The 23,815-nt window shown below is 58.9% G+C and carries 15 protein-coding genes and 6 pseudogenes; 14 read left to right on the forward strand and 7 right to left on the reverse strand.

Going from position 1 to position 23,815, the window contains the following annotated elements:
- Positions 1-77: 77 nt before the first annotated feature.
- The 4 genes and pseudogenes from AC5ZG5_RS35910 to AC5ZG5_RS35925 all read right to left on the reverse strand — a co-directional run bounded on the left by AC5ZG5_RS35910 (position 78) and on the right by AC5ZG5_RS35925 (position 3,020).
- Entirely contained in the window at positions 78-830 is a 753-nt protein-coding gene (locus tag AC5ZG5_RS35910; protein WP_456646266.1) for a hypothetical protein, read from the reverse strand.
- A 1,410-nt stretch (positions 831-2,240) separates the two neighbouring features.
- Positions 2,241-2,372: pseudogene (locus AC5ZG5_RS35915) on the reverse strand (tyrosine-type recombinase/integrase); the annotation flags it as partial.
- Between the two features lie 103 nt (positions 2,373-2,475).
- Positions 2,476-2,709 (reverse strand): tyrosine-type recombinase/integrase, encoded by a 234-nt coding sequence (locus AC5ZG5_RS35920; protein ID WP_456646265.1) that lies wholly within the window; start codon positions 2,707-2,709, stop codon positions 2,476-2,478.
- A gap of 56 nt (positions 2,710-2,765) precedes the next feature.
- The gene (locus tag AC5ZG5_RS35925; protein WP_456646264.1) at positions 2,766-3,020 is read right to left on the reverse strand and encodes a phage integrase N-terminal SAM-like domain-containing protein; all 255 of its coding nucleotides are present in this window, start codon (positions 3,018-3,020) and stop codon (positions 2,766-2,768) included.
- A 196-nt stretch (positions 3,021-3,216) separates the two neighbouring features.
- Between AC5ZG5_RS35925 and AC5ZG5_RS35930 the strand changes: the two genes are divergently transcribed.
- The 10 genes from AC5ZG5_RS35930 (at position 3,217) to AC5ZG5_RS35975 (ending at position 17,043) form a co-directional block, all read left to right on the forward strand.
- On the forward strand, positions 3,217-4,326 hold the full coding sequence (locus tag AC5ZG5_RS35930; RefSeq protein WP_496165497.1) for an IS630 family transposase: 1,110 nt from the start codon (positions 3,217-3,219) through the stop codon (positions 4,324-4,326).
- Between the two features lie 114 nt (positions 4,327-4,440).
- Complete coding sequence (locus AC5ZG5_RS35935; RefSeq protein WP_456646797.1) at positions 4,441-4,698, forward strand: hypothetical protein; 258 nt, start codon at positions 4,441-4,443, stop codon at positions 4,696-4,698.
- The gene (locus tag AC5ZG5_RS35940; RefSeq protein ID WP_496165500.1) at positions 4,646-5,809 is read left to right on the forward strand and encodes a transposase; all 1,164 of its coding nucleotides are present in this window, start codon (positions 4,646-4,648) and stop codon (positions 5,807-5,809) included. The genes AC5ZG5_RS35935 and AC5ZG5_RS35940 overlap by 53 nt, the downstream gene beginning before the upstream one ends.
- A gap of 481 nt (positions 5,810-6,290) precedes the next feature.
- Positions 6,291-7,847, forward strand: a complete 1,557-nt coding sequence (locus AC5ZG5_RS35945) for an IS630 family transposase (protein WP_456646794.1) — start codon at positions 6,291-6,293, stop codon at positions 7,845-7,847.
- A gap of 515 nt (positions 7,848-8,362) precedes the next feature.
- On the forward strand, positions 8,363-9,385 hold the full coding sequence (locus AC5ZG5_RS35950; RefSeq protein ID WP_456646793.1) for an alpha/beta hydrolase: 1,023 nt from the start codon (positions 8,363-8,365) through the stop codon (positions 9,383-9,385).
- Positions 9,386-9,481: 96 nt separating this feature from the next.
- Complete coding sequence (locus AC5ZG5_RS35955) at positions 9,482-10,483, forward strand: alpha/beta hydrolase (RefSeq protein ID WP_456646792.1); 1,002 nt, start codon at positions 9,482-9,484, stop codon at positions 10,481-10,483.
- A gap of 29 nt (positions 10,484-10,512) precedes the next feature.
- Positions 10,513-11,619, forward strand: coding sequence for an alpha/beta fold hydrolase (locus tag AC5ZG5_RS35960; protein WP_456646791.1), 1,107 nt, complete (start codon positions 10,513-10,515; stop codon positions 11,617-11,619).
- 1,139 nt (positions 11,620-12,758) lie between these two features.
- Entirely contained in the window at positions 12,759-14,984 is a 2,226-nt protein-coding gene (locus AC5ZG5_RS35965) for a response regulator transcription factor (protein WP_456646790.1), read from the forward strand.
- Between the two features lie 238 nt (positions 14,985-15,222).
- Complete coding sequence (locus AC5ZG5_RS35970; protein ID WP_456646789.1) at positions 15,223-16,575, forward strand: transposase; 1,353 nt, start codon at positions 15,223-15,225, stop codon at positions 16,573-16,575.
- Positions 16,576-16,815: 240 nt separating this feature from the next.
- Positions 16,816-17,043, forward strand: a complete 228-nt coding sequence (locus AC5ZG5_RS35975; RefSeq protein WP_456646788.1) for a hypothetical protein — start codon at positions 16,816-16,818, stop codon at positions 17,041-17,043.
- Between the two features lie 470 nt (positions 17,044-17,513).
- Here the strand turns inward: AC5ZG5_RS35975 and AC5ZG5_RS35980 are convergent.
- Together AC5ZG5_RS35980 and AC5ZG5_RS35985 are read right to left on the reverse strand one after the other, a co-directional pair.
- Positions 17,514-18,008: pseudogene (locus AC5ZG5_RS35980) on the reverse strand (tyrosine-type recombinase/integrase).
- A gap of 339 nt (positions 18,009-18,347) precedes the next feature.
- Positions 18,348-19,406 (reverse strand): sensor histidine kinase, encoded by a 1,059-nt coding sequence (locus tag AC5ZG5_RS35985; RefSeq protein ID WP_456646787.1) that lies wholly within the window; start codon positions 19,404-19,406, stop codon positions 18,348-18,350.
- A 422-nt stretch (positions 19,407-19,828) separates the two neighbouring features.
- Between AC5ZG5_RS35985 and AC5ZG5_RS35990 the strand changes: the two are divergent.
- The 4 genes and pseudogenes from AC5ZG5_RS35990 to AC5ZG5_RS36005 all read left to right on the forward strand — a co-directional run.
- A pseudogene (locus AC5ZG5_RS35990) lies at positions 19,829-20,575 on the forward strand (PAS-domain containing protein); the annotation flags it as partial.
- Between the two features lie 69 nt (positions 20,576-20,644).
- Positions 20,645-21,480: pseudogene (locus tag AC5ZG5_RS35995) on the forward strand (sensor histidine kinase); the annotation flags it as partial.
- A gap of 16 nt (positions 21,481-21,496) precedes the next feature.
- Positions 21,497-21,701: pseudogene (locus tag AC5ZG5_RS36000) on the forward strand (response regulator); the annotation flags it as partial.
- Between the two features lie 975 nt (positions 21,702-22,676).
- Positions 22,677-23,726: a cytochrome-c peroxidase gene (locus tag AC5ZG5_RS36005; protein WP_456646786.1), complete on the forward strand. Its 1,050-nt coding sequence runs from the start codon at positions 22,677-22,679 to the stop codon at positions 23,724-23,726.
- Here AC5ZG5_RS36005 and AC5ZG5_RS36010 read toward each other — a convergent pair.
- A pseudogene (locus tag AC5ZG5_RS36010) lies at positions 23,680-23,815 on the reverse strand (IS91 family transposase); the annotation flags it as partial. The gene AC5ZG5_RS36005 and the pseudogene AC5ZG5_RS36010 sit on opposite strands and share 47 nt — an antisense overlap.

Genomic DNA, 23,815 nt, shown 5'->3' on the forward strand with positions numbered 1-23,815 from the left:
CGAGCGACTGGGTCAGGAAGCACCGCGACTGATTTGTGAAGCACACAATCAGTCGCTCGAATGAACCCTTCCCCTGTTCATTGCGCGTTGATCCAGTTCTCTGATCCCGTCACTTTAACTGACACATCCAAAAAGGAAATCCGCAGGGGCTTTCCGTCGCGTGTCCCGCGGTGCTCCGTCGAGAAAAGGAGTGGGCCAGCCTTCTTATAGTCCGCCCATGTCGCGATCACGATCGGCGGATTGGATCCGCCGCGGTGGTAGGCGAGCTCTACTATTCGCTTGTCGGCGCCAAGGTAGAGCTCCCAGGTATCGCCGGGCTGGTAGCCGCCCTCAGAGGGGTATTTCACCACGACCCGTTCAGCGGAAGCATCACCAAGGGGTAGCTTGTGCATGCCCTCATCGGTCACAGTCGGGCCATCCCATACGACATGGAGCGGGAGCAGCAACCAATACTGATCGTTGACGAATGCCGGATCGATTTCGTTCTTTATGGCATCGCTTTGGCTGCTGAGCTGCGAGCGCTGATAGCTAGCCTTTACTGGATTGCCTTGCTTATCTTTCCCCTCGTAGGAGACCGTGTCGGTTTTCGGACTCCATTCCCACCTGCGATAGATTTTGACACCGGGAAGCTCCGCATCCCAAGTGTAGCGGATGGCCTCGATTTGCCCAAACGAATCAAGGCCGTAGGTCTTGGCCATTTGCTCGGCAATCGGTGGGAGCTGTTGCGCGCCGGAAGTTGCAGGGAGGATCAACAGCATGCTGAAGGTCAAAAGGTGGATCGCATTAAGTCGGCTCAACCCATCGCGTGCTTGAGTAAGCGTATTGCTCATGTCGGGCTCCTTGAGGATGCATTGGTGTTCATCAGGTGAGACCTCGGTTTCCACATGACGTTTGCGCAGAAGCCTCGAAATTGCTCGTTATGTTGTTAGGGAGGGTGAGCTGTTGCGATCTTTGCGAAACGTGCTGGACCGTTGACGGGCCGTTCGATGAAAGAAGCACGGGATATTCCGTATGTTTTCGTGCGAAGGGCCGCCAATCTACCGTTGAGAAGCTCAGATCGTGATCAGATCATGGTTTGGCTGCCGTTGACATACGGAAACGCGAGACAGAGCGGTGCGTTTCTGGAGCGGGGGGTAAGCAGGGCTATGCTGTAACACCGACTAAGTCGTTGATTTGCTGGGGGCCTGCCTGGAAACTAAACCGTTATGAGCGGCAGCGATCGCGGCCTAAGACCGAACCGGTCCTGGCTACTCACAGACTTGCCTGGAAGCGTGTTCTTGAACGGCCAAGATCCGAACGGGAACTCGGACCGGCTGCCCGAGATAGACTTCCGCAAGGTCAGCTTTTTTGCTCCGATGGCCCGTCTTAGGTGTTAGCAATATCCCGACATATCAGGACTGCCGTGAGTGCCACGGCGAGAACCTGGGCGGTGGCGTGCCCGGGCAGTTAACGCCGTTGGTTGCGCCTTGGCGCGCTATCCGCTTTTCGACTTGGGCGCCGACTGCTTGGCCGAAACGATCGTGGCTTCTGCAACGGTTTCTATGCGCAGCCCTTCGAGGTTGTTGCATTCGTGTCGCAGGACTTCGGCAGTCGGGCCAAGGACGTGCGGCAGAACAGCTGGCGCTGAACGAAGCAAGCTACACGGTCTCGCCGAAAGTTAATTGTCCTGCACGGAGCAGCCAGTTACCGACCGCTTCAGCATCCGCCGTTGACCGCGGGAAAGCGTCGGCGTGAGCGGTCAATCGGCCGCGAACTTCAGTTCATTGGTATCGAGGCTGCCAGTGCTCATGTTAGTGCGCCCTGTCATCGGCCGCCGACGGTGAACCGGGGCTGGCGGGCCCGCCGCCAACTTGCGGTCGACAGAGGCTGCGTAGTTTGCCTCAGCGGCAAAGCCTCAGCCCCCTGCTCGTGAAAGCGGGCATGCAAGCAGGGGTAATGGCCGAATGCCGCGGGTCACAGGAGCCACTCGAATGAACTGGAGTTGTAGCTCGATCAGACAGGAGACGCTACGTCTCCGTACGTTTCCAACCCAGCAGTCAGCAGGTCAGAGCCCGCATTCGCTTTCTGCAGTGACCTTTGTCTGAACGCGAAGGAGCCAACCCGAAAGCTGCACCCGATATCCTCGTCTTTGGATAGGGGACGCAAGCCGTGTATTTTGAGAAAACATTCGCATTATTGAAATACGACACGACCCGGATGCTGCAACCTAATCGTGTTCGATGAAATGGATGAGGAAAAGGTCATGATCGGCTATTTCCGCTTCGTGCTTGAATGGATCGCGAACACCGACAAGGTATGTTCTGCTCGAGCAGGTGGGTGGCAAAGCTGTGCCGCAAGGTGTGCAGCGAGACGCGTTTGCTGATCCCGGCCCTTTGGGCCGCGGGCGTGACAGGCGCGGTTGTGCCGGCGCGTGGTCATCGGCTGCGCCGGATCGCGGCCCGGGAACAGCTAGCCCTGCGGCCGCGCCGCCTTCCACTAGGTCCGCAGCAACTCGAGCGGGCGTGGCGACAGCATCACGTTGCGGTCCTTGCCGCCTTTGCCCTGCTCGACGCGGATGAGCATGCGCCTGCTGTCGATGTCGGCGACGTTGAGCGAGACCACCTCGGCGGCGCGCAGGCCGGCGCCATAGGCCACGCCCAGCGCCACCTTGTACTTTAGTCCCGGCGCGGCATCGAGCAGCCGCGCCACCTCCTCGACGCTGAGCACCACCGGCAGCTTGCGCGGCTCGTGAACGACATGGGTGTGCTCGACAATCTCGTGGCGCTTCAGCGTGACCTTGAAAAGAACCGCAGGGTCGAGACGGTCTGATTGATGGTCGGCACGCCAACGCCGCTCGCCGCCAGATGCAGTTGGTAGCGGCGCACGTCCTCAAAGGTCGCCGTATCCGGCGATCGCCCGAGGAACGCCGCGAAGTTCTTGACCCTTTGCACATAGTCATGTTGGGTCTTCGGCGCGAACTTGCGGATCGTCATGTCTTCGATCATGCGCCGGCGCAGCGGGCTCACTGCCTCGTCGGTCATGGGGATGCTCTTGTCTTGGGTGAAGGTTGCGAACCCCTCATCTCAAGACAGGACGCCCCGTCGCGCTATCCTCCTGTTGTGTCGCCCGCCGCAGCGTCCTACCGCGCGAGCGGTTTAGTCCATTGGCCCCTAGTCATCTGGAACGCAAGTTCGTCACATTATATGATGGCTCGATTCTCTGTAGAGGAGAGCGCTTGTGGCGAATGCAGGTGTTAGAGGCCGGCCAATCGAGCCGTTGGTGCTGAGTCCGCAAGAGCGAGCATATTTAGAGAGGCAGGTTCGTCGTTATCGTGTGGCCCGGTCGCTATCTGAGCGGTGCCGCGCGATCCTACGGTGCGCAGATGGCTTGCCAAGCAAATCTGTGGCTGCCGAACTTGGCATCCATGAACACACCGTTGGCAAGTGGCGCCGCCGATTCTTGAAGGATCGCTGTGATGGCCTGCTTGACGAAGCCCGCCCTGGCCGCCCTCGAACCATCAACGACGATCAGGTTGCTGAGGTAATCGAGCGGACATTGCGTACAACGCCGCCCGACGCGACGCACTGGTCGATCCGCTCGATGGCTGCGGAAACTGGCTTTTCTCACACTACGATCCGTCGAATGTGGACGGCGTTCGGCTTGCAGCCGCACCGCAGCCAGACATTTAAACTGTCGAGCGATCCCCTATTCGTCGACAAGGTGCGCGATATTGTCGGGCTTTACCTGTCCCCACCGAACCGAGCCGATGTCCTCAGCGTTGATGAAAAGAGTCAAATACAAGCACGCGATCGCGAGCAACCGGTCTTGCCGATGATGCCTGGCGTACCGGAACGTCGCACGCACAGCTACGTGCGGCATGGCACGACCACGCTTTTTGCCGCGCTCGACGTCGCTTCCGGGTTTGTCATTGGCAAATGCTACAAGCGCCATCGGGCGGTCGAGTTCTTGAAGTTCCTCAAAGAGATCGACGCTCAAATTCCTGAGGGGCTCGCTGTCCATATCGTCATGGACAACTACGCCACCCACAAGACGCCCAAGATCAAAGCGTGGCTCGCTCGCCGGCCACACTATCATGTTCACTTCACGCCGACTTCTGCGTCATGGATCAATCAGATCGAGCGCTGGTTCGCTGAGCTCACCAGAAAGCAAATCCAGCGAGGTGTTCACACCTCCGTCAGACAGCTCGAGGCCGACATCCGTACCTTCATCGAACGGCACAACAACAACCCGAAGCCCTTCAAATGGACCAAGTCCGCAGACCAGATCTTGGCTTCTGTCAAACGCTTCTGTCACAAAGCTCAGCAGACTTTATGTGGCGAACTTTAGATTCACGTGACTAGCTGATATTCTGGTCAGGGACTTCGATGTCCGCTTTCGCGAGATTCCGTTGAAAAAGGCGGCTGTTGCGGCGCAGAGATATCAGTGTTTCAGTCTGTCTAATTGGCAGGGCTGAAGGTCATGATGGGGCATCGGCAAGTCGAACAAGCTGCGCTGTTCTATGAGTTCTCACTCGAAAGGCATATTCCGGCCGACCACCTGCTCCGGTCGATCGATAGGTTCGTGGAGCTTGAAGACCTGCGGCGGGAGCTGACGCCGTTCTACAGCAACATCGGAACCATCGATCGATCCGGAGCTGATGATCAGGATGCTCCTAATCGGCTATTGCTTCGGCATACGATCGGAACGACGCCTCTGTGACGAAGTCCACCTCAATCTGGCATACCGCTGGTTTTGCCGGCTGGGTCTGGACGGTGCTGTCCCTGATCACTCGACGTTCTCCAAAAACAGGCATGGCCGATTCCGAGAGAGCGATCTTTTCCGTCGCGTGTTCGAGACTGTCTTGCGCCGCTGCATGCGGGAGCGCCTGGTTGGCGGCGAAGGGTTCGCAGTTGATGCGAGCCTGATCAAGGCGGATGCCAATCGGCAGAAGGGGATCGAGGCGATAAGGGGCTTCCACCGGAGGCCGCGGGCCGGGCAATCGACGAGTATCTTGCTGTTCTTGATGATGCCGCGTTCGGTGCTGCGACCGAGGTCACCGCCCAAGTTTGTATCGCCCTCCGATCCGGCCGCGCGCTGGACCGGGGCACACGGCGGCCAAGCTTTCTTTGCCTACTCCACGAACTATCTGATCGATGTCGAGAACGCCATCATCGTCGATGTGGAGGCGACCACGGCAATCCGGCAGGCGGAGGTATTGGCCGCCAAGCGCATGATTGAGCGCTCACTCGAACAGTTCGACCTCTATCCGGGCAAGCTCATGGGTGACAGCGCCTACGGCTCGGCCGAGATGCTCGGCTGGCTCGTCTATAAGCACGGCATCGAGCCGCACGTAACGGTATTCGACAAGTCGGCTCGCAAAGACGGTACCTTCTCGCGCGAGGATTTCACCTACGATCAAGCCGGCGACATCTATACCTGTCCCGGCGGCAAGATGCTGACCACGACCGGAACACTGGTGAACGATGGCGCGACGATGCTCTACCGGGCGAGCAAGCACGATTGCGCAAGTTGCGCCTTAAAGGCTCGCTGCTGCCCAAAGGACTCGGTCCGTAAGGTGCCGCGCTCTATTCACGAAGGTGCCCGCGACATGGCGCGCGACATAGCACGATCCTGGGAGGGCCGCACTTCGCGTCGGCTCCGCAAGAAAGTCGAGATGCTGTTTGCACACCTTAAACGCATTCTCAAGCTCGACCGCCTACGCTTACGAGGCCCAAACGGCGCGCATGACGAGTTCATCCTCGCAGCCACCGCCCAGAACCTTCGCAAGATGGCCAGGCTGATCCCGATGCAAATCCCCAAGCCCGCATAGCGGCCGGCAAAGCACTCGGTCTCGTCAAGGCTGGCGCCAGATACATTGAACTACTTCAACCTTTTTCAACGGAATCGCGACCAAACAGACATTTGAGGCGAAATCAGCACGATAGAAATGCGAAACGGAGTCAGTCGGCCGACTGATAAGGCTTCATACGAAAGCTTATCAGTTTGTCGGTGGCCGCCGCGAACTGCTGCTCCTGCAGGCTCGAGATCGAAAATGATCCTGTTCGCGCAGGTCGACGATCTATGTCAGAACGCTTTCTGGTAATTGCCTCATGTCCAAACGAACAACTTGGCGGCCCCGGCGGCTGCCGATCGGGTACGGCGCCGCCGTGCGCGGGCGTTCCGGAGCCGCAGGACTCTGCCCTTCGGGTAACGATCCGTCGCGCTTGGCATGGGCTCTCCTGTTTCGCCTGTGGGTGCGGCGAGTTAAAGTAGGCGGCCAAAAGCGATGCCCTTTCCATAGGAGAGGAGCGATGCCGTGGACTTCAAGGACGGATATTGAAGCAAAACAGGAGTTCGTCGCGCTGGCCAGTTCGCCGGGCGCAAATATCCGGTCTCTCTGCCGTCAATTCGATGTGAGTCCCAAGACCGCCTACAAACTGCTGACGCGGGTTCGCACGATGGGCGCAGCCGGCTATCGAGATCTTTCGCGCCGGCCCCGCCGCAGCCCGACGAAAACACCCGCAGTGATCGAAGAGGAAGTGTTGTCGGTTCGCGCGCGCCATCCGCTCTGGGGCGGACGCCGGATTGCGAGTGAGCTTCGCAAGCGGGGCATGTCCCAGGTCCCGGCGCCTTCTACAATTACGAGCATCCTTTCACGAAGAGGCGCACGCGACCGGCCCGACGGCATGAGAGCGATTGCCACGTTTGCGGCCGAGCCGCCCGGACAGCTTGCACTGTATTGGAAGGCCAAGCTGTCAAGCTCTGTTGAGGAGTCAGATCGCCGTATCGTCATCGAGCATCTACTCAGCCTGCGAGTTCTCGACCGCAGGCGGGCGATGGCCCTTCTGGCTTATTGGCTCGGTGTACGCCAAAGCGCAGTCTGTAAGCAGATTGGACTGAGCCCAACGACCTGGCGGCGCTGCCTTCGCGTCTATGCGGAAGACGGCGTAACCGCCCTGTTCGCGCGGCGCCGGAGTGGACGCCGGAAATTTGATAACGAATATCTGAAGAAAGCCCTGTTCGACACGCTCCACCGCCCGCCGGCCGAATTCGGCATCAACCGTACCACATGGAAGATCGCCGATCTGTGCCGCGTCCTCGGCCAAAAAGGACAGCCGGTCAGCGAGGAGATCGCCCGGAGGATCATAAAGTCCTCCGGTTACAAGTGGCGGAAAGCCCGCATCGTGTTGACCTCGAGCGATCCCGAATTTTGCCAGAAGCTCGATCGTATCAAGTCGATATTGAGCAATCTTGCCGGGGACGAAGTCTTCTTCTCGATCGATGAGTTCGGTCCGTTTGCCATCAAGCACCAGCCGGGCCGCGCCCTCACGGCGCCTGCCGAACGGCCGCTTGTCCAGCAATGGCAGAAGTCGCGCGGGACCGTCACGCTGACCGCAGCGCTTGAGCTCTCGTCGAATCAAGTGACGCATCTCTACAGTGATAAGAAGAACACCGCGGAGATGATCCGCTTGATGAAGCTGCTCGTCGAGAAATATCGCGACCGCCGATGCATCTATCTCTCTTGGGATGCAGCTTCGTGGCACATTTCCAAGGAGCTGAACCGGGTGATGGAAGATCACAACAGTCGTATCGTCGGACCTACAGTAATGATCGCGCCGCTTCCGGCGCGGGCGCAGTTCCTCAACGTCATTGAATCGGTGTTCAGCGGCATGGCCCGTGCCATCATTCACAACAGCAACTATCAGTCAGCGGAGGAGGCGAGAGCCGCGATCGACCGCTACTTTGAAGAACGTAATGAACATTTCAGGGCCAACCCGCGAAGGGCCGGTCACAAGATATGGGGGCAGGAGCGGGTACCTCCGGAATTCTCTCAATCCAACAACTGCAAGGACCCGCGCCTCGGCTAACAGATCCCCGGCTCGATTGAACTAGATCGTTTTCCCGGCGCGAGTAGCTCGTTGGCGATAACGAGTATCATTGCTGCGTGCCCAACGCTGAGAGAAATGCCGGCTATCTGTGCCTCCTGCCCGGTTGCCAGAAATGCAGGATCAGCCAGCATGAAGAGTTTGGTCGACAATTGAGCCGCTCGGCGGACTGACAAGCTCGCGGAAGCGGACTCAGGGCGTACTGATAAGGAAATCGCAGAAATCGAGTCAGTTGGCCGACTGATATGCAAATACGCGATGTCTGCCGATGACTGCTCGTCAGAACGTTGATCATGCTTCCAAGCATCGGGTGGGGTTCCGGTCGTCTAAAATGGCTTCCTTGGATTATTCCCGCCGCTACTCAGAAATTTTCTGCGAAATCGGGTTGCGACTTCGTCGATCCCAATTACGCTGGACTGAAAACAAGCAGCGACGGGGTTGGAATGACTAAAGAGAGATCGGGTTGGCGCGCATGGGCGGGATGCGCGGTTGTCGCCATGGGGTTGGCCTTGCAGCCCGCCGCGGCGCAGCAGACGAAAATCACTAAGACCGATCTGCAGATCGATGCGCTCGATCCCGGCATCAAACTGTTCTTGCGCGAGAAGCTGCCGGAAGCCACGGCCAATGGACAGGACGATGTGGTCTTGTTTCTGCACGGCGCGACGCGCCCGTCGACCTGTGATTTCGACCTGCCCTACAAGGACTATTCCTGGGCCGACTGGCTCGCGAGCCGCGGCTACGCCGTCTACATGGGCGATTACCGCAACTATGGCGGCTCGACCCGGGAGCCGGCCATGGACGAGCCGGCCGCCAAGAACCAGCCCGTGACGCGTTCATTCCTTGCGGTCAGGGACATCGAGGCGATGGTGAATGCGATCAAGGCACGGCGGGGCGTCAAGCAGGTCACCCTGATCGGCTGGTCCTGGGGCGCGATGATGGCCGGCTATTACGCCTCACTGCATCCCGAACAGGTGCGCAAGCTGGTCCTGTACGCACCGCTGTACAATTTCAACAATCACACCAATCTCGGACCGGGCAGCGCCCTGCAGAACAAGCGTAAGCCCTACGAGTTCAACTTCTCCATGGGAGCGTACCGGCTGGCCTCGGAGGCCGCCAATACCGCCCGGTGGAACGGCGAAATCCCGCTGGAGAACAAGGATGCCTATCGCGACCCGGCGCTACCCGCCGAGTTCTGGAATGCGTGCCTGGCAACCGACCCCACCAGCAACTCGCGCTCTCCGGCGAGCCTGCGCGCGCCCAATGGCGTGCTCGAGGACTCCTTCTATCAGGCGACGGGACGGCCGCTCTGGAATGCGGCCAACATCTATTCGCCCACCCTCGTGATCGGGGGCAATTATGATACTTGGTCCTATCTTGACGATCGTGAAGGCCTGATGCGTGACCTCGTCCATGCGCCGATGAAGAAGAGCGTGGTCATTCCGGACGCGACGCATTTCGTACTGTTCGAGACCAAGCGGTTCACGTTCTTCGAAGAGGTGCTGAAATTCATGCGCGAGTAACGCCTCGCTGCCATCCAATCATCGCACCTCCGGAGAGACAACATGAACCGCTTATCGTCGTGGACCTGTGCCGCCGCGCTCTGGTCATCCCTCGCGTTGGCCGCATCGGCGCAATCGCCTACCTACGAGCCGCTGCAGGTACCTGCGAAGTCCGTGCCCGTCCCAGCCACTGTAAGCCCGCAGCTCGCCAAGATCATCGGCATGCCCCTGCGCAATGGCTGGGACGTGTTGCCGAAGACCGGCGAGGAATGGGTGCCGATTGTCCAGGCCACCGCTGCAGGCACACTGAAGAACGTGCCTGCGCTCAAGGAGCGTCTCCACGTGAACGTCGAGAAGACTGTCATCGATGGCGTGCGGGCCTATATCTTGACGCCCAGTTCAATTCCGGCGCAGAACCAGAATCGCGTTCTGCTGCACATGCACGGCGGGTGCTACGTTCTCAACCCTGGCGAGGCCGCTCTGCCGGAAGCCATTTTCATGGCAGGGTTTGGGGGCTTCAAGGTCATTTCCGTGGACTACCGGATGCCGCCAGAAGCCTATTTCCCCGCGGCGCTCGATGACGGAATGACGGTGTACAAGGCTCTGCTCAAGACCACCGATCCGAAGAAGATTGCGGTTTTTGGCAGCTCGGCCGGCGGTGCTCTCACGCTTGAGATGATGCTCAAGGCCAAGCAGGACGGCGTGCCGATGCCGGGCGCGATTGCCCCGGGGACCCCTATGTCGGATGTGACCAAGGTCGGCGATAGCTTCGTGACCAATGCCAGGCTGGACAACGTGCTAGTCTCGCCCGACGGCTTCTGCGATGCGGGGACGGTCGTCTACGCCAAGGGCCACGATCTTAAGGATCCGCTGCTCTCGCCCATCTACGGCGACATGGCCGGCTTTCCGCCGACCATCCTGACCAGCGGCACGCGCGACCTCCTGCTCAGCAATACCGTGCGTGTCCATCGCAAGCTGCGGCAAAACCATGTGGAAGCGCAGCTGCAGGTCTTCGAGGGACAATCGCACGCGCAATATTACCGCGACGACACCGCGCCGGAATCCAAAGAGGCGTTCGAGGAGATCGCGCTCTTCTTCGACAGCCATCTTGCCAAGTAGCTTTCCACTATCCCATCGCGAGCAGAAACATGCAGAAACTCGTCACGATGCTGGCCGCCTCGATGTTTTGCTGTGCTCAGGCGATGGCGCACACGCCGCAGCAGCCGCCGCATCAGAGTTTTGGGGAAGGCGACCTTCCGCTCGAAAGCGGGGAGACGATCAAGGACTTCGCCATTTCATACGTCACACATGGCACGCTGAACGATGACAAATCCAATGCCATCCTCATGGTGACGGCGATCTCTGGCAATCACCACCGCATCGACTTTCTGATCGGGCCGGGCAAGGCGCTCGACACCGAGAAGTATTTCATAATCTGCACTGATGCGATCGGAAACGGGCTGACCACATCGCCCAGCAATTCGAAGGCGCAGCCCCGAATGCAATTCCCGAAATTCACCATCCGCGACATGGTGGAGTCCCAGTATCGGCTCGTTAAGCAGAAATTCGGCATCGACCACCTCGTCGCCGTGGTCGGACCTTCGATGGGTGGAATGCAAACGCTGCAGTGGGGCGTTAGTCACCCCGAAGCGACGGATGCGCTGGTCGCCATGGTGCCACTCACAAAGACGCCCGCATGGACGGTCGCCGTGCTGGAAGCCTCGCGCAAGGCGATCACCGAGGACCCCGCCTGGAAGGACGGCAACTACGAGGCACCACCGGAGAGGGGAGTCCGTCTATGGCGCGACATCCTCAACCTGCTCGCGGCCCGAACGCCCGACATGTATCAGGGCCAGTTCAAGAACGGCATGGATGTGCTGCCATGGATGGAGCAGCAGGAGAGCGCCGCGATGAAAGCGTTCGATGCCAACGACTGGATCTACCAGACCTGGGCCTATGAGCACCACGATGTCGGAACGACACCCGGCTTCGGCGGAGATACCGCAAGGGCGCTCGGCTCGATCAAGGCTAGAACACTGATTTTGACTGGAACAAAGGATCTGCTCAATCCTGAGTTTGAACCGATCCAAATGGGCAGGAACATCCCGCAGGTCAAAATGGTGACAATCAGTCCCGGTACCGTCACCGGGCACGCTTCCGCGGGAGGCGCCGCACCGTCAGACGTCGAATTCCTCAACCGCGAGATCAATGCTTTTCTCGGCAATGCGCAACGCGGCTTCGGGAAGGCGAACTGACCAGCGTCTCACGCAACGGTGAAAGAACAAGAAGGGCCGAGTCTCACCTAAACCGATAAGGACGCCTTCGGGCCACCCGCCCCGGGCTGCGCGCTCTAGCCCGTCCGATGGTCTATCCGCTTTGACGTTGAGCGGTGCAGAACGGCCGATCCATGATCCCAACAAAAGCTGAACTCCTGATCAGCGTGACGTCGGCAAAATTTTAGGCCTGACCCGCTGCTGCTCACTCGAGCCTACGAGGTGGCCGAACAAATACCGGGATGTCCGTTGATGGCCCATCACGACCAACTCCGGTGCTTATCTACATGTCAGCTGTCAGGGGTAAACCGCCATTGACGAGGCGCTGCAAAATCGACGCGAATGACCCGAAGGGCCGATAGCCATGGCCGGGCCAACACGGAGCCGAGGGAATGCTTGTTCTTACGGCTATTCTGCCCAGAGGAACCTGATTGGCAAAGCACAGCAGAAACTATAAGCTTCCGACGTTTCATGGCAGCAGAACGGCGCATGGACCTCTTAACAAAAAGACGGGAGCTCGAAGTTAAGCTCGCGAGGTGTCGCGCGCTCTCTGACGAGTTTCGAGGCCCAGAAACGCTCAAAAACATCAGCGAATTGGCCACCGAGATTGAAGCGGAAATCCAAGAGTTGGACGAGCGAGCGCGCCTCCGTCCTGCAAAATCTTAGGGCCTCCCTCGAACCTCGGTGGCATCCTGGCCTTCCATATCAAGCCCGAAAAGTCCTCTATTGGCGCGTTCGTGAGCCCGTCGCATCACGGAATGGCTGAAGACTGATGACGCTTTCGCTCCATACAAGCAAGGTCGCCTCATGGCCTTCTGAGACATGCCGACCGCTATGATGGATGTCCGCATTCGAGGGGCAAAGCGGAAAACATGGACACGCACCAGGTTCTGCTCAGTTTGACCCTAAGCGGATCGGGCTCCGAGTTGAAGCGGCATTTGACCCTAATTAAGCATTTGGCCAGCTGCGGGCCACGCCTTCAATGACGAGTAGGAACGGTGTAGCAATGACCCGGAACCATGCGCGGTATCGTGCGTTGCCGCGCTGCCTTTGAAGTGCACGCATCTGGGATGCATTTGCTTGGGCGACGTTACCGTGAGATGCCGGCGAGGGAAGCGCTAATGCGTCGGATCCGACTGGTGATAGCAGATCGACGCCCAGTCGTTCTGCAGGGTTTTGCGTCGCTGTTTGCGGCGGAGTCCGACTTCGAGGTCGTTGCGTCCTGTCTCGACGGAGCCAGCTGCCTCGAAGCAGTTCGGAATCTAGCACCCGATGTTGTGCTTGTAGAGGACGGATTTTCTGACGTGACGGCATCTGAAATGCTCGCCGTTGCCAATGCCGAAAACCTTCCTACCCGGCTTGTCTTCTACACCGCATCCGTCGCACGTGGCGACCTCGCCGCCGCAATCGCGGCCGGTGCTTGCAACGCGATTTCGATGCGGGCGAAGCCCGAAACCGTGCTGCAGTCCCTGAGGCTAGTGGCGCCACGGCCCGACCGGGCCCCGGCAGAAAATGGGGCGCTTGGTGAAGACGTGCTGGCAGTCTTGACGGTCGAAGAGCGCGAGATCATGCGTCTGGTGGCCTACGGCTTGTCGAACAAAGAGATTGCGCGCCAACTCAATGTCCCCCCTGGCGCCATCAAGGCGGACCTCAATCGCATATTTCAGAAGCTTCAGATCAAGAACCGGACGGAGCTCGCAGCGCTCGCCCTATCGCGCCTTTCCGGCGGAATCGGCGCGCTTGCAGTCCTGATTTTCGCAGCGCTAGACGACGTTCGCGCCGCGCATCCGAACGCAGTCGGCCATACGTTTACCGATACTTTCACGGTAATGGCCGCAGACGGCACCGCCGAGGTCGTAACCATCGTCATCAATCCCAAAAAATCCGGCGGTGCTTCGAGCGCTACGGCTAGAATGATGAGCAAAGCCGGCCGAGCTGAGAATTCCGCAGCGGGCACGCCGACACCGACCGGCAAACTCGTCGATTCCAGCGCCGATATTGCTGCCAACACGGGTGCATTGGCGGCACTCAACTCTGCAAGACCGAGCTCGGGCAGCTATAGCGCTTTCATGATGGCGGCGGCCGCAGTCTTGATCTACGAGCTCGATACCATCTGCAGCCCCGCGCAAGCGTTCAATCTCGCCAAGAACCTAACCGATGTCTTCGGGTCAGCTACCGCAAACGGCACCAAGGAATTGGTAACCCTCAATCGCCCCAGCAGCGCCGATACGACCCTCGATGGTTTCGACAACCTGGCCTCGCAAAATCCCGAAATATACGATCGGTCATTCGCCTTCGAAACTTCCCGAGGCGATACCATCGCCACAGACGGCGATGAACCTCAGATTGTCGGTGCAGAAGCAAGGGAGGATAGCGGCAGCCGCCACGGCAAAGATAGTTCTCTTCACGCAAAATCAGATGATGCGATTGATCACAGTGACACGATCCACGAACGTTCCGCGACCGTCAACGTCCTCTCAGGGCACACGATTGATCGCGGCGGTTTCGGCGAGCTCGCAACTGACGCATCGGAGCATGCCGAGCATGGCACAACACCGCCAGGTGCGGGGGACGATTCCAATCGTGGTCAATCGCAGCGCGGTCTGCACGCTTCTGAACACGGCTCCGCAGCCGCCAAGCAGCAAGCCGCCCATGACGCACCGGGAGGAGATTCCAATCATGGGCAATCGAATCGCGATTTGCACGCTTCTGAAGGCGGCTCCGCAGCCGCCAAGCAGCAAGCCAAGCATGACACACCGGGAGACGATTCCAATCATGGGCAGTCAAACCGCGATTTGCACGCTTCTGAAGGCGGCTCCGCAGCCGCCAAGCAGCAAGCCAAGCATGACACACCGGGAGACGATTCCAATCATGGGCAGTCAAACAGCGATTTGCACGCTTCTGAAGACGGCTCCGCGGCCGCCAAGCAGCACGGCAAGCATGGCGCGTCACCACTGAACGCTACCAATCCCGGCCAATCGCAGCGTGATTTGCACACTTCTGAAAACGGCTCCAACAACCCGCATTCGGAATCGAGCCAGAACGGTGGAGGCAAGAACCAGGTTTTGATCGATGACGCCGGGCACGCAGAAACGGCAGCTGCCTCAGAGCTCGGAGATTCGTTTCATTTCAAGAATGAGATGGCAGCTTCCAAAGCTTCAGATATTTTTGAAGTACATGTGCACCACGAACCAGATTCGATAACACTTAGCCAGCACGCTGCCGGACACGATGGACCGGCGCCGATCCAGGATGCGGCCCTGATTGATATTTCACTCGCGCAGGAAAACGCCATTGATGACTCAAGAAGAGCCGAGCACCATTTTACGCACGATCTAATTGTGTAGCTGTCTTGTCTTGCTGCTCGCGCCCCCGACGAGATGATCGAGTAACAGGGCTATGTCCGCTCCTGGCCCGGAAGCGAAGTGGTGACACCTCTCATTGAGGTCCGCTTAGTGGGGCGGAGCGGGCTAGATTTTCTCACTCTGAGTTCTTCGCTTTTTGACCGATTTTGTTGAAAAAGGCGGTTGTTGCGACTCAGAGATAGCAGTGATTCAGTCTGCTTAGTTAGCAGGACTGAAGATCATGATGGGGCACCGGCAAGTCGAACAGCCTGAGTTGTTCTATGAATTCTCGCTCGAGAAGCATGTTCCCGCCGACCACCTGCTACGGTCGATCGACAGGTTTATCGATCTCGAAGAGGTCCGGCGGGGCCTGGCGCCTTTCTACAGTAGCATCGGTCGGCCTTCGATCGATCCGGAGCTAATGATCCGGATGCTCCTGATCGGTTACTGCTTCGGCATCAGATCGGAGCGGCGCCTGTGCGATGAGGTCCACCTCAATTTGGCCTACCGGTGGTTCTGCCGACTCGGTCTGGACGGTGCGGTGCCGGATCACTCGACTTTTTCCAAGAACAGGCATGGTCGCTTCCGAGAGAGCGATCTCTTCCGTCGAGTGTTCGAGAGTGTCTTGGGCCGCTGCCTCGAGGAGCGACTGGTCGGTGGTGAAGGATTTGCCGTCGATGCGAGCCTGATCAAGGCCGATGCCAATCGGCAGAAGGGGATCGAAGGCGACAAGGGACTTCCACCGGAGGCTGCTGGCCGAGCGATCAATGAGTATCTGGCCGTCCTCGACGATGCCGCTTTCGGAGCCGCGACCGAGGTCACGCCGAAGTTCGTGTCGCCCTCCGACCCAGCGGCGCGCTGGACGGGAGCGCACGGCGGCCAAGCCTTCTTTGCCTACTCGACGAACTACCTGGTCGACGTCGAGAACGCGATCATCGTCGATGTGGAGGCAACCACGGCAATCCGGCAGGCGGAGGTGTTGGCCGCCAAGCGCATGATTGAGCGCTCGCTCGAACGGTTCGATCTCTATCCGAACCGGCTCCTCGGCGACAGCGGCTATGGCTCGGCCGAGATGCTCGGCTGGTTGGTCTACGAGCACGGGATCGAACCGCACATCACCGTCTTTGACAAGTCGGCCCGCACGGACGGGATCTTCTCGCGCGAGCACTTCACCTACGACCACGCAGGCGACGTGTATCGCTGTCCTGGCGACAAGGTCCTCACCACGACCGGAGCGCTGGTGAACGACGGTGCCACGATGCTTTACATGGCCAGCAAGCGTGATTGCGATCGATGCGCATTGAAAAGCCGCTGTTGCCCCAAGCAGCCTTCACGGAGGGTACCGCGCTCAATCTATGAGGGCGCTCGCGATATGGCTCGCCAGATCGCAAGCTCGTGGGAGGGCCGTACCTCGCGCCGGCTTCGCAAGAAGATCGAGATGCTGTTCGCGCACCTCAAGCGCATTCTCAAACTCGACCGTTTGCGCTTACGAGGCCCAAACGGCGCGCGCGACGAGTTCACCCTCGCAGCCACCGCTCAGAACCTTCGCAAGATGGCCAAGCTGATCCTGATGCAAACCCTCAAGCCCGCATAAGAGGCTAGTACAGCCGTTCGGCCCGATCGGCACTGGCGCCAATACATCCGACTACTGCTGCCTTTTTCAACGAAATCGACCCTAAGCAGACTAAAACGGGAGTATATTCGCCGCGCGCTGCTAGGAACACGGCCCTCCTTTCTTTGTTGTCGTTCATTCATCACCGCGCGACCGTCGATTATCCATCGGTGATACGAACGTGAGTTTGCGCTCCCGCCCAACTCAAACAGGGAGCAACGCATGCAGAAGCGGCGTCGTTTCAAACAACCAGAAGCGCTCGAAGTGCGGCTAGCTGAAGAAGCAGCGCGCCTGCGCAAGCGAGCACAAGGCAGCTATCCAGGCGTTGAACGCGAACGACTTATTCGCAGAGCACGTCAGGCCGAAACCGCGGCATTGCTGAGCCAATTTCTGAGACCCACGCTCCCGCGATTGTCGGAAGTGCCTGGTCGCAGAGTTGACGAAGATTAAGTTCCATGAAACCCAACGGAACTCATCAATGATCGAACTCGGATTGAATTTCATTTAAGTTCGGTTTAATATTTAAATGCATTACCAATTTAATTGGAGCAATCGAATGAAAGCCATAGTAGCGTCGGTCGCCCTTTCGATGCTTGTTCTGTCACCGGCCTTGGCCGATCAAGGTGGTATCCCCAATGGTGGCGTTGGTAATGCCAACGGTAACGGCAACGAAAAACACGCACAGGGTGCTCCTGGCCCGCTTGTGGGCGGGATCCCAGCTCTTGTGATCGGAGTAGGCTATGGCGCTTACTGGCTCGCGCGCCGCCGCCGTCGCGGTAGCTGATTCGAGAGAGTTACACGAATTGAAACGAGGCCGCCGCATGGCGGCCTTTTTGTTTTTCTTCGCGAGTGTGCTGTCTGTTCATGGCCCGGAGCCGTATGTGAGGGCAGCGCAGAGCACGTCTGCTCTGCCCCCGAACTCAGACGTCAACTTGTTCTGCTATCGCGAGGGCGTCGTCGACCTCGATGCCGAGATATCGGACGGTACTCTCGATCTTGGTGTGCCCCAGAAGGAGCTGTACGGCTCGCAGGTTGCCGGTTCGGCGATAGATCAAGGTCGCCTTGATCCGGCGAAGGGAATGCGTCCCGAACAGGTGTGGGTCCAGTCCGATTTCAGCGATCCAGTAAGATAGGAGTCGGGCATACTGCCGGGTCGTCATATGTCCACTCCGCTGCCGGCCAGTGAACAGGTATTCTCCTGACTTCCTGCCAGTAACCCGCAGGTAGTCATCGATTGCCTGCCGGGTCGATTCTGTCAGTTCAAATTTGACTGGCCGGCCGGTCTTCTTTTATCGGACGGTCGCGCGGTCGGCCGCATATCCGCCCGTCGCAAGGTCATCGACTTTCAAGGCTACGACGTCGCAGCCGCGCAGCTTGCTGTCGATGGCGACGTTGAACAGCGTCAGGTCGCGCATTCGGCCTTCGACCTGGAGCTTGGTTCGGATTGACCAGACGTGCTTCGGACGGAGCGGCGGCTTTGCGCCGACGATCTTCCCCTTGTTCCAAGGAGCGTGTTTCGAGACGGCAGGGATGGTGCTGGGATATCGGTCATGTTGACCTCCTCAGCTAGTGAGGCTGGTCATTTTCAGCCCGGAGCCCTTCCAATCCCGCGTCCGCTTTGAGACGATTGGAGACGTACTTGGGTCCAATTTGAACCAAGCGAGGGCCGCCTTTGATCCAGAGCGGACCCTTGACACTGCCCGGTTGAATTAGCGTGTCGTCAGGTCGATTGAAGGCCTGCCGACGGTCGGCCACTAGACGCTAGGCTTAGGCATTCGGAGTGTGACGCGGCAACCCTGATCCAAATTTTCGTAATCGATCATGCCGCCGAGTTGCTGTGATAGCAGAGCTACAACCCGCGATCCGACGCCTTCCGGCTGCTGCGTTCGGATGCCGACGCCGTTGTCACTCACACTAAGGACCACTTCGCCATCGGTATGAAGGTCGACGTGGATATGACCCGGCCGCTCGTCCGGGAAGGCATACTTTAGGCTGTTCGTAACAAGCTCATTGACGATGATCGCGATTGGGACGGCATGCTCGCTGTGAATATACAGCTCATCCGCCCGAGCCGTGATCGCCACAGGGCTTGTCCCGGTGATTGACGCGGAAAGATGCTGGCATATTTCTGTGAGATACTGCTTGGCATCGACGACCTTCCGCTCGGCCCTGACCGTGAGGTGATCGTAGACCTGTGCCATCACCTGGATGCGTGAGGCCATGTCGCCGAGCGCGTCGGCCGCGCTCACGCCAGCCTGCTTGGCCTGCAATCGCATCATCGCGGATAACATGGCTAAGTTGTTCTTCGTACGATGCGCCAACTCCATGAGAAGAACCGTTTTCGCTTTCTCGGCGGCAACCGCCCTCTCCAGTTCGTTACGAAATCCCTCTGCAACTAGGCCGATACCGAGACCCGTCGCAACGAAGAATCCCAAAGGTAGAAGATGGGCAGTCCACGGTGCAGCGGGCGCGGCGTACACCGCATATAACGTGGCGAGTGCCGTCCCGAAAAATGAGCTGGCGCGATCGAACAGAAGGCCACATAGAAAGATCCCGGGAAGAAGGAAGAACAGTCCGCCGAAGCCGCTTTGCGATTGCAGACCCATTTGCACAAGAATGAAGAACGCCATGATGAGGGCGCTCGTCCCAAACCGGATATAGGCAGGTTGCGGATGAGGAGGAAGGAAATAGAGCAGGCGTTCCATTGAGTAGAAACCGTCAGGCTGCGCTTTGAGTTCCCGAAGCTCACGACCGATGTCCCTATTCTGTAAGCCGCATTGCTCCGGCGGTGGCGGGCTGTAGGTGCGCTGCAACAGGGAATTTCGTCGGAGATGCGAGCCGTCTTCAGCGGCTCCTGGCCCTGCGCGACGAAATCAGCCTGTCGCCTGTATGTCGGCTCTGAGGGCCGGACCTGATACAGATCGGGCAAAACTGGCGCGATTGACGCGAAGCGAACTTCTCGTCATGGCGCGAAACCCAGGATTTGGTAAGATTACGTGCCGCCGTGAGGAAGCGACATGCTACGACGCGGTGCAACGAGACCCCCCGTAAAGGGTCAACGCGCAAAGAAGCCTAGGGCGGCTGGCAAGGCGCCGGCGGCACACTCATCCATGACAACGCGCAGGAACAACTCGTGGAGCGCCTGAGGCGCCAACGCGACGACGCTCTGGAGCAGCAGGCTGCGACCGCCGAACTGCTCAGGGGCATCAGCCGATCCACCTTTGACCTGCAAGCCATGCTCGATACGCTGGTCGAATCGGCGGCGCGCCTGTGCAAAGCTAACCGAGGGCTTTTATTTCGGCGTGAAGGTTCGACTTATAAAGCAACGGCGTCTTACGGTTTTTCACGGGAATTCCGGCAGTTTCACGAAAGTCATCCCATTATACCCGGACGCGGGACAGCTGTTGGACGAACAGCGCTCGAAGGCAAGACGGTAAATATTCCCGACGTTCTCACTGATCCGGAATATACGTTCCTTGATGCGCAAAAACTTGGGCACTTCCGAGCCAATCTCGCAGTGCCCTTATTGCGAGACGGATATTCAATCGGGGCATTGTCGCTGACGCGCTCCCAACCAATACCATTTGACGCCAAACAAATTGAGCTGGTCGAAACATTTGCTGCCCAAGCGGTCATCGCCAATGAGAACACGCGGCTGCTCAGCGAATTGCGCGAGCGCCAGGGCGAGTTGCGCGTCACCTTCGATAATATGGGCGATGGCGTTGTGATGTTCGGCGCTGACACGCGCCTTGTTGCGTGGAACCGCAATTTCCAGACGATCCTCGATTTGCCCGACGCCTTCCTCGCCCAGCGGCCGAGCTACGCCGACTATTTCCGCTATCTCGTGGATCGCGGCGAGTACTCTGCCGATCTCGAAGCTAATCTGAGGCGCGCTAGCGAAGATCCCCGGCAGGAGCTGCGCATTGAGCGTACGCGGCCCGATGGCCGGGTCATCGAGGTGCGCCGTAATCCGGTGCCGGGCGGTGGCTTCGTACTGATCTACGCCGATATCACGGAGCGAAAGCGTGCCGAGGAAGCCATTCGCGCAGCGCGAGACGGTGCTGAGTCGGCCTTGCGCGATTTGCAGGGGGCGCAGGCGAGCCTGGTCCATGCACAGAAGATGGCGGCGCTCGGCCAATTGACCGCGGGCATTGCGCACGAGATCAAGAACCCGCTCAACTTCGTGAACAATTTTGCCGCAGTCTCATCCGAGTTGACCGACGAGTTGAGCGACGTACTCAAGCTAGTCACACTGCCTGGCAAGGTCCGCGAGGAAGTCGAAGAGCTGGCTGGCACCTTGAAGGACAACCTCGGACGGGTCGTGCAGCACGGCAAGCGCGCCGACTCCATCGTCAAGAACATGCTGCTGCATTCTCGCGAAGGTTCCGGCGAACATCGTCCTGCTGACATCAATGCGCTCGTCGACGAGAGTCTCAATCTCGCATACCACGGTGTCCGCGCCGAGAAGCAAGGCTTCAGCATTACTCTGCAGCGCGACCTCGACCCCGCCACGGGAATGGCGGACGTCTATCCTCAGGAGATCACACGCGTCCTGCTCAACCTGATCTCCAATGGATTTTATGCGACCTCCAAACGTGCCACTGGCATTGCTGACGGCTTCGAGCCGACGCTCCGCGTCACGACCAAGAATCTAGGTGTGAAATCCGTGTTCGGGATAATGGTATTGGTATCCCGCCCGAGTTAAAAGAAAAGATATTCAATCCGTTTTTTACGACTAAACCCGCGGGGAAGGGCACCGGCTTAGGTCTCTCCATGAGCCACGACATCGTTGTGAAACAGCACGGCGGCACGATTGACGTCCATTCCGAGCCAGGGGTGTTCACCGAGTTCACGATCACGTTGCCACGGACCAACATCGCGCAATAGGCCGCGGGAGGCTTCGTTGAGCACTTACATTCTGGTCGTCGATGACGAACCCGATGTCGAAAGCATGTTCCGCCAGCATTTCAGGCGCGACCTGCGCGCGGCTACGGCGACGAGGCGACAGGGAAAAAGCAACCGAACGCGGAGCGGCAGGCTTTCTGACCAAGCCGATCGACTTCGTCCTTCTGCGCCAAGAAATCGACCAGCGCATGGAGAGGACGGCTTGGTCTGCTAATGGCCGCTCTGAGCCGAACAAGGCTGCGGCCATTGTGAATGACCGGTGTCCGCGGTGGACCGGACGCGGCGCCGTGCTCACTTCGACCGCCGCTTATGACCCAACTGCGACATCCGCACGAATCTATGATTCCGCGACCTCAGCTCGAACCGCGAGCGGAAACTCACGGCAGCTTCGCCCTTTTGCACTTAACTTCTGTAATTCAGCTAAGCCATCGGCAATCCGATCCAAGCAAGTGATATCTTCGCAGTGTGCTCGAGCGAGATTGCTCAAATGACGAAACCGGTTACATCCGGCCTCAGCTATGCCGCTCTGCGGAAAGAGTGCCTCAATGCAGTCAGACATTGGCCGGGGTGCGAAACCATCGGAGGTATTCAGATCATCCGGCAGGACAGCGGAAGGTTCTCAGTGCGAGTGACCTTGTACGGAAAGGCAAAACGGCGGCTTGCGGATCGCGCCATGAGTGCAGTTCAACGAGAAATGCGTCGGCGTTTCCATTTGATTGAATAATGATTTCAGCTTTGGCCCATGTGCGACATCGGGCCGGCCGGTCCGGTGTTATAGTGCTGCGTTAAGCCGTGCGTGGCTGGGGACACATGAATCGGCTTAACTTGCTCGGCCGTGCGGCAGCGCGGCCACCGAGCGCCTGCCGCTGCTATGAGGTGCCTACTGCTAGCGAGGTGCGAAGATGTTGATCTCCGGAGCAAAGAGACATCGGATGTGCGCCAGATCATCCCTCGCGGCACTATTGCTCCTATTGTATATATTTGCGGTAGTTGCTGCGCGGGCCGTTGAGGAAGACGCCGGCGTCGGTCCACCGCCCGCGCTGGCGCCGGGCCAGGCACCGCCTCTGCCCAAACCGGGCCCTTTAGCCGAGCCCCGTTTATCAACTCAGGTCGGCTTCCCCACGGCTTTGACCAACTATGTTATCTCGCCGTCCACGCTCAGGCCCGCCAGAGTCGCATTGGGTCAGACGCTGTTCTTCGAGCCTCGGCTCTCAGGCGACGGTACGGTAGCCTGCGCCACCTGCCACGATCCGGCGCAAGCCTTCACCGACGGCAGGCCCGTGTCAGTCGGCATCCATGGTCACGTCGGCCAACGCAACGCGCCAACCATCTTGAATGCGCTCTATAACAAGACGCAGTTTTGGGACGGCCGGGTCAATACGCTAGAGCAGCAGGCTGCGCTGCCGATCACAAATCCGTTTGAGATGGGCTCGGCCAGTATCGGCGATGCGGTGTCCAGGATCGCCGGTGACAAGGCCTATCAGACTCAATTCATGCAAGCCTTCGGCCGGGACGTGAATGAGCAGGATATGCTGAGCGCCATTGCAGCCTATGAACGGACGTTGACTTCCTTCGATTCTCCCTTCGACCATTTCATCGCCGGAGACGCCAACGCCATCAGCGACTCGGCCAAGCGCGGTTGGGGGTTGTTCAACGCCAAGGCCCGTTGCCACCTCTGCCACGCTTTGACGGACAACCAGCCGGATACAACTCTCTTCATGGACAACGATTTTCACAATATCGGCATCGGCATCCTCCGCCATCGCGTGGGCCCCTTGGCGCAGCAGGCTGAGCGCGAGCTGGCGCAAGGACATCTAGGGGCTATTGATACAGCGGCGATCACGAGCGAGATGTCGGTCCTCGGACGCTTTCTCGTTACGAAGGCGCAGAGTGATATCGCGTCGTTCAAGACGCCGGGCCTGCGAAATGTCCTCGTGACCGGGCCTTACTTCCACGACGGGTCGATGCAAACACTTTGGGATGTCATGGATCACTACAACAAGGGCGATGGAATCACCAACCCATGGCTCGACAAAGACATGCAGCCGTTGGCGCTGACCGAGCCGGAGATCGATGACGTGGTGGCGTTTCTAGCCTCACTGACAAGCCCGCAATACAGGCTGATCGGTGACCAGGAATATGCACGGCAAGTCGCTCTATCCAGAGTGAGCCGTTCTCAACGGGATACGGCGCGGGCTTTCGGCCCGAAGCCCGCAGCACGGAGGTGATGCCGATCCTGGCCCCAGATGCTTCGGATCGGCGGCGATCGTCAGCATGGTCTCGGCCGAGACCTTGAACAGCAGGTCGTAGAGGACGG

It is taken from the genome of Bradyrhizobium sp. Ses1 (genome assembly GCF_059512365.1).